Annotated in this window: 10 protein-coding genes; 4 read left to right on the plus strand and 6 right to left on the minus strand. The window is 36.6% G+C overall.

Translation table 11 applies throughout. From position 1 onward, the window contains the following. Nucleotides 1-708: 708 nt before the first annotated feature. The 6 genes from EGI24_RS08035 to ligA form a co-directional block, all read right to left on the minus strand. Nucleotides 709-1,905, minus strand: a complete 1,197-nt coding sequence (locus tag EGI24_RS08035; RefSeq protein WP_255047850.1) for a PAS domain-containing sensor histidine kinase — start codon at nucleotides 1,903-1,905, stop codon at nucleotides 709-711. 202 nt (nucleotides 1,906-2,107) lie between these two features. After that, entirely contained in the window at nucleotides 2,108-2,953 is an 846-nt protein-coding gene (locus tag EGI24_RS08040; RefSeq protein ID WP_255047851.1) for a penicillin-binding transpeptidase domain-containing protein, read from the minus strand. An 833-nt stretch (nucleotides 2,954-3,786) separates the two neighbouring features. Continuing rightward, a complete protein-coding gene (locus tag EGI24_RS08045; RefSeq protein WP_255047852.1) occupies nucleotides 3,787-5,085 on the minus strand; it encodes a sulfatase-like hydrolase/transferase in 1,299 nt (432 codons plus the stop codon). A gap of 22 nt (nucleotides 5,086-5,107) precedes the next feature. After that, nucleotides 5,108-6,046 (minus strand): YHYH protein, encoded by a 939-nt coding sequence (locus EGI24_RS08050; RefSeq protein ID WP_255047853.1) that lies wholly within the window; start codon nucleotides 6,044-6,046, stop codon nucleotides 5,108-5,110. A 459-nt stretch (nucleotides 6,047-6,505) separates the two neighbouring features. Beyond that, on the minus strand, nucleotides 6,506-7,888 hold the full coding sequence (locus EGI24_RS08055) for an MATE family efflux transporter (protein WP_255047854.1): 1,383 nt from the start codon (nucleotides 7,886-7,888) through the stop codon (nucleotides 6,506-6,508). Between the two features lie 271 nt (nucleotides 7,889-8,159). Next, nucleotides 8,160-10,250: an NAD-dependent DNA ligase LigA gene (gene ligA, locus EGI24_RS08060; RefSeq protein ID WP_255047855.1), complete on the minus strand. Its 2,091-nt coding sequence runs from the start codon at nucleotides 10,248-10,250 to the stop codon at nucleotides 8,160-8,162. A gap of 173 nt (nucleotides 10,251-10,423) precedes the next feature. Between ligA and EGI24_RS08065 the strand changes: the two genes are divergently transcribed. The 4 genes from EGI24_RS08065 to EGI24_RS08080 form a co-directional block, all read left to right on the plus strand. Then, nucleotides 10,424-11,389: an oxygenase MpaB family protein gene (locus EGI24_RS08065; RefSeq protein ID WP_255047856.1), complete on the plus strand. Its 966-nt coding sequence runs from the start codon at nucleotides 10,424-10,426 to the stop codon at nucleotides 11,387-11,389. Nucleotides 11,390-11,393: 4 nt separating this feature from the next. Beyond that, nucleotides 11,394-12,032 (plus strand): TetR family transcriptional regulator C-terminal domain-containing protein, encoded by a 639-nt coding sequence (locus EGI24_RS08070; protein ID WP_255047857.1) that lies wholly within the window; start codon nucleotides 11,394-11,396, stop codon nucleotides 12,030-12,032. A gap of 52 nt (nucleotides 12,033-12,084) precedes the next feature. After that, entirely contained in the window at nucleotides 12,085-13,386 is a 1,302-nt protein-coding gene (locus EGI24_RS08075; protein ID WP_255047858.1) for an AarF/ABC1/UbiB kinase family protein, read from the plus strand. A 369-nt stretch (nucleotides 13,387-13,755) separates the two neighbouring features. Next, the coding region (locus EGI24_RS08080) for a hypothetical protein (RefSeq protein WP_255047859.1) at nucleotides 13,756-16,151 on the plus strand (2,396 nt) is incomplete at its 3' end.

Consider the following 16,151-nt stretch of genomic DNA (forward strand, 5'->3'; position numbering starts at 1 on the left):
AATTTTTTTAAACAAAAATGCCGACAAAGAAGTCGGCACATTTGCATTTAACCCTAACCATTATGAAGTAAAATTTCTGATATCCTTTAGAACTTATTGTATTTCTTGGTTCTTATCAAAGAAAATAACTCGTAGATGCCCAATACCAGAAGTAAGGGTAACACGAAAATTAAATCAATTCGGTAAAGCGAAAAGCTAAATTCACCGAGAATGTTTGTTAGATACAATAGATTCATTTTATGTTTCTTTAGTGTTACAAAATAAGCGTCATAGAATTGATATTTTTAGCGTAGAACTACCTAATTTATTTAACGGTAAACTACGGATATGAGACGATTCTGGATTAATAAAGTAACTGGAAACGTGTTTATTCGAGATATTTTATCTTTTAAGTGCTTATTGGTAAGTAGTTTGTGCGTTTTTATTTTGTTTTGAAACTAGTATGCTATTGTCTTAACTAATAAAAGTGAACGTTAAATATTTTTATTATTCGGTAAGTAAAAAATTTGGCTGAATTTGGAAATAAAAGATTTACTAGATCTAAGTAAAGTTTAGAAAGGATAAATTTCTAATAATTCTAGCAATAAGGTCACTGATTATTAATCAGTTAAACGCGGTTTTTTTTATTAAAAACACTTTTTTTATTAGTTTTGAAAGAAATCAGGGTGATTCAAAATGCGTTTGAAATGCTAGGTGCTCGTTTCTGAATTACGCACTTTCATCAAACATGATATCGTCAGCACTACCTATTTTATACAAGGGTTCTTCAAGAGGAAGGGTAAAATAAAAAGAGGAACCTTCGCCTACTATACTTTCCACCCAAATTTCGCCGCCATTTTTTTCTAAAAATCCCTTAACCAACAATAAACCAATTCCAGCTCCCTTGTTCTTTTTTCTGGTTTCTGAAAGGCTTTTCATTTGCGGTGTAAACAATTTGCCCATTATTTCCTCCGACATTCCTATGCCAGTATCTTTTATTTGTACAATAATTCTGTCGTCTTGGGTTTTAGAAGAAATCGTTATTTTTCCTCCTTTTTCAGTGTGTTTTATGGCATTGGAAACTATATTTTGAATAATAGAAACCAACATTTTACCGTCTGCAAATACTTTGGTATCTGTCTCAATTTCGTGGTGAAGATTTATGGCGTTTATACTGGCGGTTTCCCTTAAAGATTCAAAAACTTTTTCTATGTATTCGGTGAGTTTTATTTTTGTTGGAGAAAATACATCAGAAGCGTATTTTATTCTCGCCCATTCCACCAAATAATCGAGCATGTCCAGTTCGTCTACAGAAGATTTATAGAGCAAATCAAGCATGTGTTGAACGGCCTCAGGCTTCATTTTCTGAAAATTTTCTTTCAAATATTTGGCTGTACCAATAATGGCAGAGAGTGGGCTCCTCAAATCGTGCGAAAGAATGGCCATAACACTTTCTTTGTGTGTATTAAGGTCTTCTAATTCCCTCACGTACTTCTTTATAGCGTCTTCAGATTGTTTTCTGTCTGTAAGGTCACGCAAAATTTTTACAAACCCGAGCAATTCTCCGTCTATACCAATTAGAGGAAATACCAAGCCGTAAGCATAAAAAATACCCTTGTCTTTCGCAATGTGCCACCTGTTGTCTGTTGCACGGCCTTCTATCAATGCCGTATCAATCTCTCTTTTTGGAACTCCGCTTTTCAAATCTTCATCCGTAAAAATAATGTCAAATGGCTCACCTATGACTTCGTCTGTTTCGTAACCAAATATTTTTGTTGATCCCGAACTCCAACTATTTATAATGAAATCTTTATCTATCGTAAAAATCGAATAATCTTGCAGGCTGTCAATTATTTGGCTATAAAATTCAGCAGTTGGAATGTATTTATTTTTAAGTATTTTAGGCTGGTCTTTTTTATTTTCCATTGATTTTTTTCCTGCTGATGAAATTGATACGATAATTGTACATACTGCTTACTTAAAATATGTTTTGAAGCATGCTGAATTGAGGGGAATTGATAGCATCAATCCTCAAATTTACCACAAAAGTTTCATGGAATTACCTTTCTTATTTTGAGGAAGTCAAAAGTTCAAACAAAATGACCTTGTTTCATGATTTAAGGGTCTTTCAATTGATTATTTTTAATTCTTTAAATATTTTCTTTGTTATTTCTTTCCTGCAAGTTCCAAAATCTGATCTACTAAATTTTCTGTTTTGAAGTAGTCTGGTCGCAAAAAAGTAAACGTCATTTTTGTTTTCCACATATCCAATCCACCAACCGGTATTGATATTTTTATCCCTCGTCCAACCAGTCTTAGCACTTAGTTTATATTGGTCGGTTTGCTCATTGATCATCACATTTTTTACAATTCCCACATTGCGATTTGAAAATGGCAAACGTTCTCCATATAATTTTACTAAGAATTCTACTTGATTTACTGGTGAAATAGCAAATTCGCCAAAATTCCAAAAGTCAGCATCTACTTGCGAGAGATTAATGTTACCATACTGGCAAAGTGTTAAGTATTTTTTATAGTTTTCTTTCCCGATTTTTTTGGCCAATTCTACGAATACCCATCCTGCGGATACTTCAAAAGCCTCTTTGACGGACATATCGTGATAAATTTCGGGTCTGTAACCATATTTTGAGGTGTCTGTGCTTCCCACCCATTTCACGATTTCATGCTCGTCTTTAATTGTTTTAGTTTCTAATGCAATCAAGAGATTGATGATTTTAAAAGTTGAGGCGGGTAAAGATTCTACAAGAATTTCCGTTGTATCAGAAACTATCCATTCCTTCTTTGATTGGTCATAAATCACAACAGAACCGTCTACTCCACAAGAGTCAAAGTACTTTTTGAATGCTGGTTTAACTAAATATTTTTTTGAAGCCAAGGTAGATTTATGGGATGAAGTGCAGGCATGAATGCTAAAACCAATTATTAGTACAGAAAAAAGTTTGAAGTATTTCATGAGGTTTTGTTTTCTTTTGGATATCGATTTTTGTTTTACGGAAGTGGAGAATTCTTCCAGTTCAAAGTTAATATTACCCAATATAATTATCAATTAGCGAGGCTTTTCCTTTTAATTTAAAATTTCTTTTTGAAATAAAAATAAGTGACCTTTTGTGTAAGTGAATATTTTAGATTCTCCACAAGATCGATTCCAGACCATTTAATACTAGGCTGACTAGTAATTTAGGTTCAGTCTGCTTTGTGTGTTTTCATTCAAATCATTTCTTTATTATTAACAAAGATGATTTCTCAGATTTAATTTTTCTATTCTGAATATTCAGTGACAAATATTGACCAAGCTGTTTATTTAGCATTTACATTTAATTTCATATAATCTTATTAGCCTTGTAAGTCTTCTGAATATGCAATTAATCCTTCCAAAAAGTCGGGCAATTTTTGTTTTTCCAATTTTCTGGATTATCCAAAAAGTCCTTGCGAAGCAAGACAAGAAACTTAATAAAAGTTTTTCTGCCCGTTACTTTAAAGTTGTAAAGTGTTTCGTTCATAAAATTGGCAGCCAACGAGCAGGGCTTTATGCAGGTTAAGAATTAGAATTCCGTTTGCCGATAACCGCTGCTGATTTAAAATATAAAGTTGAACTTAAGAACTAAAGTTGAGATTTATTCGTCCAGCCCGAACTACAGCTTGGATTTGCAATTTGTTGATGTTTGCTGGTCATGCCCAATTTGCATAATACCAAATGTTGCCTGCTGTGCTTTTTTGTTATTAAAATTTAGCAAGGCAGGTCTTTATTAAAAATACGATTTCTAATAAAGCGTTAATATCAACCAATTATCTTCTAATGTTATTCAACTCTGTTTCTAATGCTGTTTTAGTTGTAGTTTGTTCTGTTGTTAGTGTGCCATTTAGTAAATTAACTGTTTCATAAGCATCAGTTGACAAGTTAAACATTTGTTTTGCCCCTGTTGAACTTACAATCAATTTATACTTTCCGTTACTAATAGCCCATAAATCATCTGTTCCATCTTTATATTCTGAATATTGGAAATCCCGTATAGTAGCACTACCAGTAAATAATGCTTTAAAACTTTTGCTATCATTTATTTGTGTTGCATTTACTCCTGCAACTTCCGCAATAGTGCTATACAAATCAGTAGCATCAATTAAGCTTGTTTCAGTTCCAGTTCTTGTAACGCCTTTGCCAGAAATAAACATGGGTACATTAATACCGCCTTGGTACAAAGTACTTTTTACTTTTGAGCTTAAGTAAGGGCTTTGTGCAACTGAATTAACAGGGCCATTATCACCAATGAAAACAATAATTGTATTATCTCTTTTATCAGAAGGCATACTACTTAGTAACCTTCCAAATTGAAAATCCACTGCTTCTATTGCAGCCATATAATAGGGTATTGCATTCATACCTGTTTTGTATGCCGGTAATGCTCCCTGGCTGTGCATATTACTGGGTGGCACATGAAAGGGAGTATGCGGTGCATTGTATGCTAACCATAAAAACCAAGGTTTAGTTTGTTGTGCCACCCAATCAATGGCTTTGGTGGTAAAAGCTTCTGTAACATATGTGCTTTGTGTTGTTGAGGCTCCATCTTCAGTTTGCTGCCATGAATAATAATCTGTAACTGCTCCTCTTATAATTCCAGTATAATAATCAATACCCATAGACTCTGGGTTATATGTATTATTTGAGCCTGCCAAATGCCATTTACCAACAATTGCTGTGGCATATTTGTTACTTGAGTTATTATTGATATACTTCTGTAAGGTAGTTTCGGATTGTGATAATACATCTGAAGCACCTTTTACCCCAGTTCTATAGCCATACTTTCCAGTTATGATGCAAGACCTTGTTGGGGAGCAAACTGGGTTTGACCAAAAATTAGTAAACATTAACCCTTTGGTTCGTATAGCATCAATATTTGGTGTATTGGGCTTTATACTTCCTTCGCTATATCCTTTTATACCATCTTTGCCCAAATCATCTGCTATGATTAAAAGAATATTCGGCGATGTGGTTACCGCAGTAGGCGTTTCAGTTGCATTATCTTTATTACAAGAAAAACAAACTACAATTAATGAAGCAAGTAAAAGACTTATTTTTTGTTTGAACATGTTTTTTTAGTTTTAGTCATGATTATCTTGGTGTTCCTTTGTAAGCACTAATATTGTAAGGAAAATCATACGTCCAATGGTAGTGATATAGGTTAATCATTTGTCCGTCCCACATAACTGGATGTTTATGGCCATGGCATACATCCAAATCTTTTGAAGAAAGTAATTCGCCATTTTCGCCATAAGGGCCATAAATACCAAATCCGTCTAGCATATAACCCATAAGGGCTGAATGGCCAGAAGTTCTAACGTGTATATGGTCTTGTAAATCTTTTGAAGGAAAGTGATAATGATATCTTTGTGTCCCATCTGTGTGTCCGCCATATTTGTCTAACATTTCATGTGCAGCCGCATCATTACCTAATGTTGATGCTCCATGATAAATGGCACTTCCAGTAAGTGAGTAACCGGCTGGCCCAAAACCAACACAAGTTGGCGAAGCTGCTTCTTTCGGTAACGAAGGATAAGTTACATTTAAAGGTTGTGCTGTTATAATATTAGGGTTACGGTCGTAATTATAAGCAATTGTACCTGGAGTTATTGGGAAAATACCAGTAGGGTGATTAGGTAAACCATTACCCGTTAAAATTCTATTACCATTGGCATCTACTATTGAATTGAATTGACCATTCCAAATTACGTTACCACCCACTTGGGGTTTTTTGGTATAATCCCAAGTGCCGTCAGCATTTGTCCAATCTCTTGCATTGTTAGCACCAGCTCCATTTGCAGGAAGACCGCAAAGCCACAACGAGGTAAAATCTGGAGCAGAACCCCCTTGATTTCTTATAATGATTTTTGTTGAACCAGTTCCTCCAAATGGCAATTTGGTCAAGTCAGCCTTTGCTGTAGAGACAGCTGGGGTTTCTGTAGAAGATTTTTTACAACTTACGAATGTAATCCAAAGAATTATTAAATAAAATGTGGTTGAAGTTACTGATAGTATTAGTTTATTATTCATTGGTCTAGTTTTATTTCTCAATAGACTATAAATATTTTACAAAGTTTAACCTGCTTGTTTTATTTTCCCTTAAAAAAATAATTGATGTCATTTTCTTAGAGTCCTTTTGATTCGGATAAGTATCGTTTTTATATAGTCAATTTTATAAAACCTTCTTACATATTATTTCACTTGAAATATTACTATTCCCCATCAAAAGAGATTTACTTAAAGAAGAGGGTCTGCACAGCATTGCTGGTAACTCATAAATAGACGCAAAAATAATAGTACTTTTTGTATTGTTTTGTATTATATCTTGAAACTGTTGCACTTTGGCGTGCGTGCTTGTTTTTTTGATTTTCCAAAAAAAAGTGATTATTTACAATGTTTGTCTAATGGTCTTCCGCATCAGTCAAGATTCAATGTCGTTTTTTTAACTTTAGCAGAATAGGTCAAATAAAAAATTTATAAACCTACTTATCAAAAATCAATAGTATTCTTCTTCCACCTACCCGTTTTGAAATATAGAATGGCTAAAATGGCCAAGATGGATTCGCTGATTACTACTGCCCAGAATACGCCCGTTTGTTTCCATTCCAATTTTACGGCCAAAATGTAGGCTATCGGTATCTGCAAAACCCAAAAACCAATGATATTCAGCACCGTTGGGGTTTTGGTGTCGCCCGATCCGTTGATGGCTTGCGACATCACCATGCCAAAGCCAAAAAATATGTAGCCCGCACACAGTATTTGCAGACATTCTACGCCAGTTTCCATTACCACAGGATTTTCGTCAAACAGCATCACCAATGGTCGGGCAAAAATAAAGAACAGAATGGCCACTATGCCTAAGAAAGCCATATTGAAAAACGCCGCTCGCCATGCCGACTTGGCTGCCCTTTCGGGTTGTTTGGCTCCCAAGTTTTGCCCCACCAGCGTAGCTGCTGCATTGGCCAGTCCCCATGAAGGAAGAATGGTAAATACAATAATTCGGATAGCAATGGTATAACCCGCCACTACTTCAGAGCCGAAATCTGACAATATCCTTATCAGAAACACCCAACTGGCCGATTGTATAATGAATTGTCCCGCACTGCCAGCAGATATTTTCAGAATTTCGAAAATCAAACGCCAATCGGCAAACCATTTTTTGAATGTAAGTTTGAGGTTGATATTGTTGGCAAAAAACGCTGAGAGCTGAATAGCCACGCCCACACTACGGCCGATGATGGTCGCCAACGCGGCTCCTTCAACACCCATGCCCATGATGGGGATAAAGATGAAATCCAGAAACATGTTGATCAAATTGGCGATAATCATGGCATTCATGGCCAAAGCGGCGTTTCCAGCTCCCCGTAATGCACCACCCAAGGAAAACAACAACATTATGATAGGAGCACTCAAAAACTGAATCTGCGTGTAGCCTATTCCTTCTTTGATGAGTTCGTCAGAACCACCCATAAGTTTTAATATTTCTCCCGAATAGAAATAACCGAATGCACCCAAAATTACCCCAATTCCAGCCGAAATGTTGATGATTTGCATCAATGATTTGGAGGCGTCTTGCGGGTTCTTTTCGCCTATTTTACGGGCAATAATGGCCGTGGCGGCTGTACTTATGCCCCAAGCCAAGGAATATATAATGGTCAGTACCGATTCGGTGAGTCCTACTGTGGCCATGCCGTTGGTGCCTACATATTTGGCCACAAAAAATGCATCAACCAGTGCAAATAAGGATTCGAAGGACATCTCCACCACCATCGGAACGGCTAAAAGTAAGAGGGCTTTGTTGATGGATATACTGGTGTAGTCCATGTTCTCATCGCCTTTGAGGGCTTTGAGGATGAGTTTTAGGTATTTCATTTAAATATTTTGGTTCTAATCAATTAATGGTTTATAATTTCGGACTTTAGAAAATGTTTTTTGATATACTATGTGTCGCTTGCCAGCGGGGCCTTCATTTTTTTTTGAAAAAAAACGAAGCAAAAAAAACAACACCCAGCAAACTCACATACTCAAAATTCTTTAAGAATTACAAATTAGAATAAAAAGTCTCAATACAGAATTTTGATTGTGTTCAAACAGTGCTGGCTGATATAATGAACCATTTGTGTTTATTTTTTTGTAATCGCAATTACAGCATTGCTTTGAATTCTTCTTCGTTGATCATTTTTACGCCGAGGTCTTCTGCTTTTTTGAGTTTTGATGGTCCTGCTCCTTCACCTACTATTAAGAAATCAAGTTTTTTTGATACGCCACTGACCAGTTTTCCGCCGTTGCTGTCAATTTTTTGCTCCAATTCCTCTCTTGAAAACGACTCAAAAGTACCCGTATATAAGAATGTTTTGCCCATCAGTGCTTCACTTTCTTTTTCCAATACTATATTTTCGGCCTCAAATTTTAGTCCCGCATTTTTGAGGTTTTCTATGATTTTGAGGTTTTTTTCTTCCTGAAAATACAATTGGAGGCTTTGGGCCACTTTTTCACCCACATCAGGCACGTTTCGTAGTTCTTCAAAACTAGCGGCTTGTAAGGCTTCTTGAGTTTTGAAATAGGCCGCTAGTTTTTGAGCGGTGGTTTCGCCCACAAACCGAATGCCCAATGCAAAAAGCACTTTGCTAAAAGGCTGATTTTTAGAATTTTCTATACCATCCAAGATGTTCTGAACGGTTTTTTCTTTGAAACTCACTTTACGCTCTTTTCCAGTGGTTTCGTCGGTATGTACTTTTTCTATTCCCAATAATCTATCAAAACTCAATGTATAGAGATCCGAAACATCTGAAATTAGGCCTTGTTCCATTAAAATCTCAATTTTGCCTTCGCCCAGCGAATCAATATTCATGGCTTTTCTCTGAATGAAATGCTCAATCCTTCCCTTTATTTGTGGCGGACATCCCATTTCGTTTGGACAATAATAGGCGGCTTCACCTTCATTTCTATATAACTCGGAGTTACAAGCCGGGCAATTGGTCGGAAAACCAACTTTTGAACTTTCTCTTGTGGCTTCGTCACGAAGTTTTGTGGTGTCCACACCTGTCACTTTTGGAATGATTTCTCCCGCTTTTTCTACAAAAACTTGGTCGCCGATAGACAATCCCAATCTTTTTATTTCATCTGCATTGTGCAGCGTGGCTCTTCTGACGGTGGTCATAGAAAGTTCCACCGGCTTGAGTTCGGCCACTGGCGTAATGGCCCCGGTACGCCCAACTTGGAAGGTTACATCCAATAATTCTGTTGATTTTGACTCAGCTTTGTACTTGTAAGCAATCGCCCATCGTGGACTTTTCGCTGTAAAGCCCAAGTCTTCTCGCTGAGCGTAATCATTTATTTTTATCACTATGCCGTCTGTGGCACATTTCAAACTATGTCTCTTTTCACTCCATTCATTGATGTAGGCAATCACTCCTTCAATGTCATTTACTTTTTTATAGCTATCCGAAACGTTAAATCCGGCTGTTTTAAGGGCTACAAGACTTTCTTCATGGGTTTTGAATTCATCATTCTCAGATAAATACTGATAAATGTAGCAATCAAGGTTTCTACTGGCCACCACGGCAGAATCCTGCATTTTGAAAGTACCTGCAGCCGCATTTCTAGGGTTGGCCAGCGGTGCCTCGCCAATATCTTCACGCTCTAAGTTAATCCGTTGAAATACTTCGTTAGGCATAAAACCTTCTCCACGAATCTCGAAATCAAGCCCAATGTTGTTTCTGCCAAATAAATCTATCTGAGAAGCATTGGATTTCTTTTGATTTATTTTCAAAGGAAGGCTTCGCAGGGTCTTGATATTGGTCGTGATGTCGTCTCCTTGCGTTCCGTCGCCACGCGTAACTCCTCTGACCAAAATCCCGTTTTCGTAGGTCAAAGAGAGCGAGATCCCGTCAAACTTTATTTCGCATATGTATTCATATGCAGCACCATTGAGGCCTTTTTTTATTCTGTCGTCCCAGTCTCTTAGTTCGTCCTCACTATACGTATTGGACAATGAAAGCATCGGATATTTATGTGCAACTGTGTCGAATGACTTTGTAATGGTTCCCCCAACTCTGTGGCTCGGAGAATCAGGCCTTTTTAAAGAAGGATTTTGATTCTCTAGAGATTCTAATTCTTTCAGTAAAAAATCAAATTCTTGGTCGGAAACCTCAGAGATTGCGTCTTGATAATAGCGGTGATTGTAATAGTTGAGGAGGTCAGTAAGTTCGTCAATTCGTGTTTGGGCTGACATAGAAAATGAGGTTTTTTTACAAAAATAATAATTCATGTTGGTTTTTACCTACTGCTATTGCTTTTTGCTAAAAGAGATAGCTGTTCAAGCATTTTGCAGGAATATATTATGAGAGGGGGCAAACAAAACCAGTGTTTTTTGTGTTTTTAAGGAAACAACATAGGTGCTTCAAAATGGAAGAGGGGTTAGATGCTTACAGACAAAAAGGCGATTTACTTGCGGATGAACTCATGCAAAAGCTTTTTGAAAAACATGCACATAAATTAGGTGCGATTCTAATGCCTTTTTTAAGTGATTTCGACAGGCATGATTTTTCTGAACAAGACGACGAAACCATAGCATTTTTTGAAAATAATAAAAGTTTACCACCTTTTTATGACTTCAAAGAAATTGTAAGAGCAACTGATTTTTTTAAGAAATACCAAGCTAATATTGGAATTATTTTGGGCTGTTACTCGCTTCCTTACTGTTATTTGGGTGAAGATGGAGCGAGAGTATTGGGTTTTTCGGGCAGGATTCAACACGACACCTACAACCGACTGTTAGAAACGGGCAAGTTCGTAAAGAACGTAATGACGCAACGCTTTTGGGAAGAAAAAACCATCAGTATTTTGCTTCTAAAAGTCCGTTTAATGCATGCTTTTTGGCGATTTATGATACTCAAATCTGGAAAATGGGACATGAAATGGGGGATACCCATCAACCAAGAAGATATGCTCGGAACCAATCTATCATTTTCATTGATAGTTTTGAGAGGATTAAGAAAATTGGGTGTAGAAGTAGATTCAGTTTTCGAAAAAGCCTATTATCACCATTGGGCTGTGGTAGGTAGTTTTTTGGGCATAGAAAAAGAATTGTTGGTGTTTGATGTACACAAGGCCATAAAATTCGATAAAGCCATAGCAAAAAGGCAATTTAGGTCATCAGAAATTGGGAAACAGCTTACGGCATCGCTCGGCATTTCTTACCAAAAAATGGCTAACAGTGAATTGGCTAATGGATATTTTGTTGCTCAAAGCAGATACTTGTTGGGAGAGAATTATGCCGATTTATTGGGCTTACCGATTTCGAAATATCCCAAAAACTTACTTAAAACGATTAATAATACAACGTCATTTCTTTCAAATATTTATGGATAATTCTATGAGAAACAAGATAAAAGAACAATATATGGCCTATGTGCTTGAGCATGGACATGAGCCAGAATCGATTTTTAAATTTACGAAAAAACTCAAAATAGAGGAGTCGGAATTTTACGACAACTACAACTCTTTCAAGCAAATTAATGCCGAATTTTGGAAGCATTTGGTGGAAGAAACCATCATAGATATCAGAAAAGAGGAGGTGTATGAATCATATTCTGTGAGGGAGAAGTTGCTTTCTTTTCTGTTCACTTTAATAGAAAATGCCAAGCACAATAGAAGTTATATGCTCAAAATCAGTGAGAAATTGGAGAAGCCTTTTGCTATGAAACCCAATGCTGATTTTCATCAGGCCAAAGAGGTTTTTCTGGATTATATGAACGAATTGGTAGTTTTTGGGCAAGAAACTCGAGAAATAGAGCCAAGAACCATTCCATTTTTGACTTCAAAATATCCAGACTTGGTTTGGATGCTGATATTGGCCATCATAGATTTTTGGATAAATGACGACAGCAGATTGTTTGAAAAAACCGACACACTGATTGAGAAATCTGTGAATACAACGATGGATTGGTTAGGTCGCACACCTTTTGATAGTCTGTTGGATTTGGGTAAATTTTTATATCAGAACAAGAAATGAAATTTGATTTTCAGTAATTAAAGTACTGAATTTCAGTCTATTTAATAAATTCATGAAAAACCAAGAAAGTATTCCTACTTCGAAAGTAGCCAGAGCCACTCAATTTGTGAAAGCCACTGCCAAAGTTGGTGGAAACTATATCAAACATTATGGCAAAAAACTGATGGATCCTACGCTTACAAAAGACCAATTGCATCTAGAAAACGCTGAGGATGTGTATGAGGCTTTAAGTAATTTGAAAGGTAGTGCCCTCAAAATGGCTCAAATGATGAGTATGGACAAAAGCATATTGCCTAAGGCATATTCCGATAAATTCGCCATGTCACAATATTCAGCTCCTCCCTTGTCCGGGCCGCTGGTAATCAAGACTTTTAAGGGAAGTATTGGCAAATCTCCGTTTGAAATATTCGATAGTTTTAACTTGGAAGCCTCCAACGCAGCGAGTATTGGCCAGGTACACAAGGCTACAAAAAATGGAAAAAACTTAGCTGTAAAAGTACAATATCCTGGAGTGGCTTCAAGTGTCAGTTCAGATTTGAAGATGGCCCGTCCATTGGCCGTGCAACTGCTCAATCTGAATGATGCAGAAATTGACCGATATTTTGTAGAAGTTGAAACTAAGCTTTTGGAAGAAGCTGATTATCAGCTAGAGTTGCGGAGGTCTATGGAGGTTACCAAGCTTTGTGAGAATTTAGAAAATGTTTTTTTTCCTAGCTACTATCCCGATTATTCTTCTGAGAAAATCATCACAATGGATTGGTTGGATGGTTTGCATTTGAAAGAGTTTTTGGCAACGAATCCTTCTCAAGAAACAAGAAATCAGATTGGACAAGCCTTGTGGGATTTTTATCATTTTCAGATGCATACCTTGAAGGCTGTTCATGCTGATCCACATCCGGGTAATTTTTTGTTTACCCAAGACGGCAAGTTGGGAATCTTGGATTTTGGCTGCATCAAAGTTATTCCAGAAGATTTTTATCGCAGTTATTTTGCTTTGATAAATCCGAATATTTTGGACAAGCCTGAAAAGATGATGGCAATATTTAAGGAATTAGAGTTTATTTTGGAGGAGGATTCGGAGAAGTTTCAGCAGTTTTTCTTTGATCTTTTTTACAAAATGATTGAGATTCTGGGGCGACCATTTACTCATTCCACATTTGACTTTGGTGACGATTCTTATGTACAAGAAGTGTATGGATATTTTGAATATGTGGCCTCAGTTAAAGAACTAAAAAATGCCAATGCAGCAAGAGGCTCTCAACACGGCTTGTATGTCAATAGAACCTTTTTTGGCCTTTATACTTTACTGAATGATTTGAAGGCTAAAGTAAATATTGAGTTGCCCAAAATATAATCTCAATACTCAGGTCTATGGTCTAAAACAATGGTTTTTTTATACATAATATGAGCTTTTCTTCTAAAGAAGGAAAGCTTTTTTTTGGTTTAAAATGTCCCTTTATTCAAGGGGATTGTAGTTTTTTGAAATATTTTTTTTAAGTTTTTTTGAGGTTAATAAAATTTGCAATAATATGATTTTTAATTAGTTGTATTCTTTCTTACTGATAGGTTTGTTTTTAAATAGGAAACATGAATTCTTTTGGCACATTTTTTGAAAGTGGATACGATAGATAATTTTTTTCAATCAAAAGATTGGATTTTTTCTCGTTTCATTCCTAATAAGTGTTAAATAGAGACCCAGAAAAGTCCGCCAAAATTCCTAATTATGACTGTAAATGTCCTTAATTCTAAGAAATTAAAAGGAAATTTTTCAACATTCGTTTTCCTGTTATTGACCAGTATTGCTTTTAATAGCTTCGGGGAGGGAACTAAGCAGGTTTCACCTACTGATCAAAAAATTGCTTCCTTGTATTTTCAGCCATCCAGTGGATTTGGATCAGGTTTTGGTGCTCTTCAAAGGAATAGAATTTATTTTCATATTGAAAATAATGCTACAGAAAACCTTTATTTTGGAGCAAATCTTAGAACTGCTGGAAGTGCTTCAGTTTTAACTGACGTCTATTATAAAATAAAGAATTCCGCTGGTACTGAAATCGTCCCAGCAACTTTATTTACAGTGAATATCAATAGTTATGCAGATGCAGTCGCTGGACCAACTGCTTATTCACCTATTACTTTTGATCCATCAGCGGATGGAGATTATTATTTTGAAATATATAGAAGTAGTGATGGTGGTGCAACCAGTAGTACTTCAACATTTGTAGCTCCTTGGTTTGATTTTTCAGTTGGAACTTCTACTTCTGCCATAGTAAATGGTAGAGTTTTTTGTGAGAATTGGTCTTTTAGGGCTACTAAGCCAGGTGATAATTTTGCAGGAACTTTTACAGACCCAGTGAGTCCGACTTTGTATAGCTATACAAATGATGAAACAGTTGTAAAAGTTGAGTTCAATGATTTTCAACCTTTATCATTTATTCCTGCATTTAATAGCTATGGGGTTGATCCTTTGCAAACAGACTGGGCAATTGGTAGAAAATCAATTAATTCCAACGTTTCAGCTCCTGTATTGTCAGGAGGCTACAGGACCTTTTTGAACGAACCAGACGCTTCAGTATATCCTTCAGCTAGTTTAGCTGCCGCTCCAACGCTCAATGGTAACGTAACTGGTTGTGCTGGTGCATATTTTATTCCATATTTTACCAACGTCGATGGTGATGTAAAATTTTTATTAGATGTTAATGGTACCGCAGGATTTCAAGAGGGTACAACGGATAGGATATTGGAGGCATTTGGTGTTACTGCAGGTAGCCATCTCATGCCATGGGATGGTTTAGACGGTCTTGGGAATGTACTTTCGCCAAATACAACAGTAACTTCTCAAATTAGCATGTTAAGAGGTAGAATAAATTTGCCTTTATACGATGCTGAAATGAACCGAAACGGGTTTACACTCTCGGCTGTTTCTCCAGTTTCAGTTCCAAATCTCAGGATGTATTGGGACGATGCTAGTTTAACCAACCATGCAAATAATACTACTGGAGCAGGTGTGGATAACAGTGTTCTAGGACAAGATTCTCCAGGCCACGGTTGGAATGGAACTTATGGAAGCTCTTTACTTGTACCACCTGTTCTTCCTGGTGGAGAAGGCTCAGATACGCCTTCAAATGCAAATGATGACTTTGGTAATTTACGTACTATCAATACTTGGTTTTGGGGTTTGGAAGAGCAATCTGGAACATTAAACTTCAGGTTACCTTACTGTATTAGTATTCAAGGTAATGTGTATAGCGATGCAAATGGTTTAAATAATTCATTAATTAATGGAACAGGTTCGAACTTTGGAGGGTTATACGCTTATTTGGTGAATACTTTAGGTAATGTAGTTGCCATTGCTACTGTAAATTCGGATGGAACATACATTTTCAACAATATAGATTCTGGTAGCTTTACAGTAAGGATAAGTACAAATACAGGTGTTCTCGGAAACCCGGCCCCAGTTATTGCTTTTCCAACAGGTTATTATACTATTGGTGAAGGTACAGCAGCTAGTGGAGATGGAACCCCTTCAGGTGATACGCCCATTACGGTTGTAGCTTCAAATATTACAGGAGTAAATTTTGGTTTAAATCAGTTACCAAGTTCAAATACAGCATCTGGAACATTTTTGAATCCGACTGGTACGAATACAGTTACTATTCCAACTTTAAGCGGCTCTGATCCTGAGGATGGAAGTTTAGGGGTAACTAATTCTATCATTATTAAAGAGTTGCCTTTAAATGGAACATTGTATTACAATGGTATTGCTGTTATAGATGAGCAAGTAATAGCAAGTTATAATTCAACTTTATTAACGCTTGATCCTTCATTTCCAAGTGTTGGAACAGTGGTTTTTGATTATGCTTTTTTTGATAATACAGGTCTAGTTGACCCTACACCTGCTACTGTTACCATCAATTTTACCAACAATCCTCCAGTAGCCAACAACGATACCAATGCACCGATAGCTTCAACAGCAGGTCAAACGGCGATAAATGCTTTGACAGCAACAGATGCAGATGGCACAATAGCCAACTATAGAATTGAGACCTTACCAACCATGGGAACCTTATATGTAGGAGGAGTAGCAGTAACGGTGGGACAAGTATTGACCCCATTACAGGT

The sequence above is a fragment of the Lacihabitans sp. CS3-21 genome (assembly GCF_024343675.1).
Classification (GTDB): Bacteria; Bacteroidota; Bacteroidia; order Cytophagales; family Spirosomataceae; genus Leadbetterella.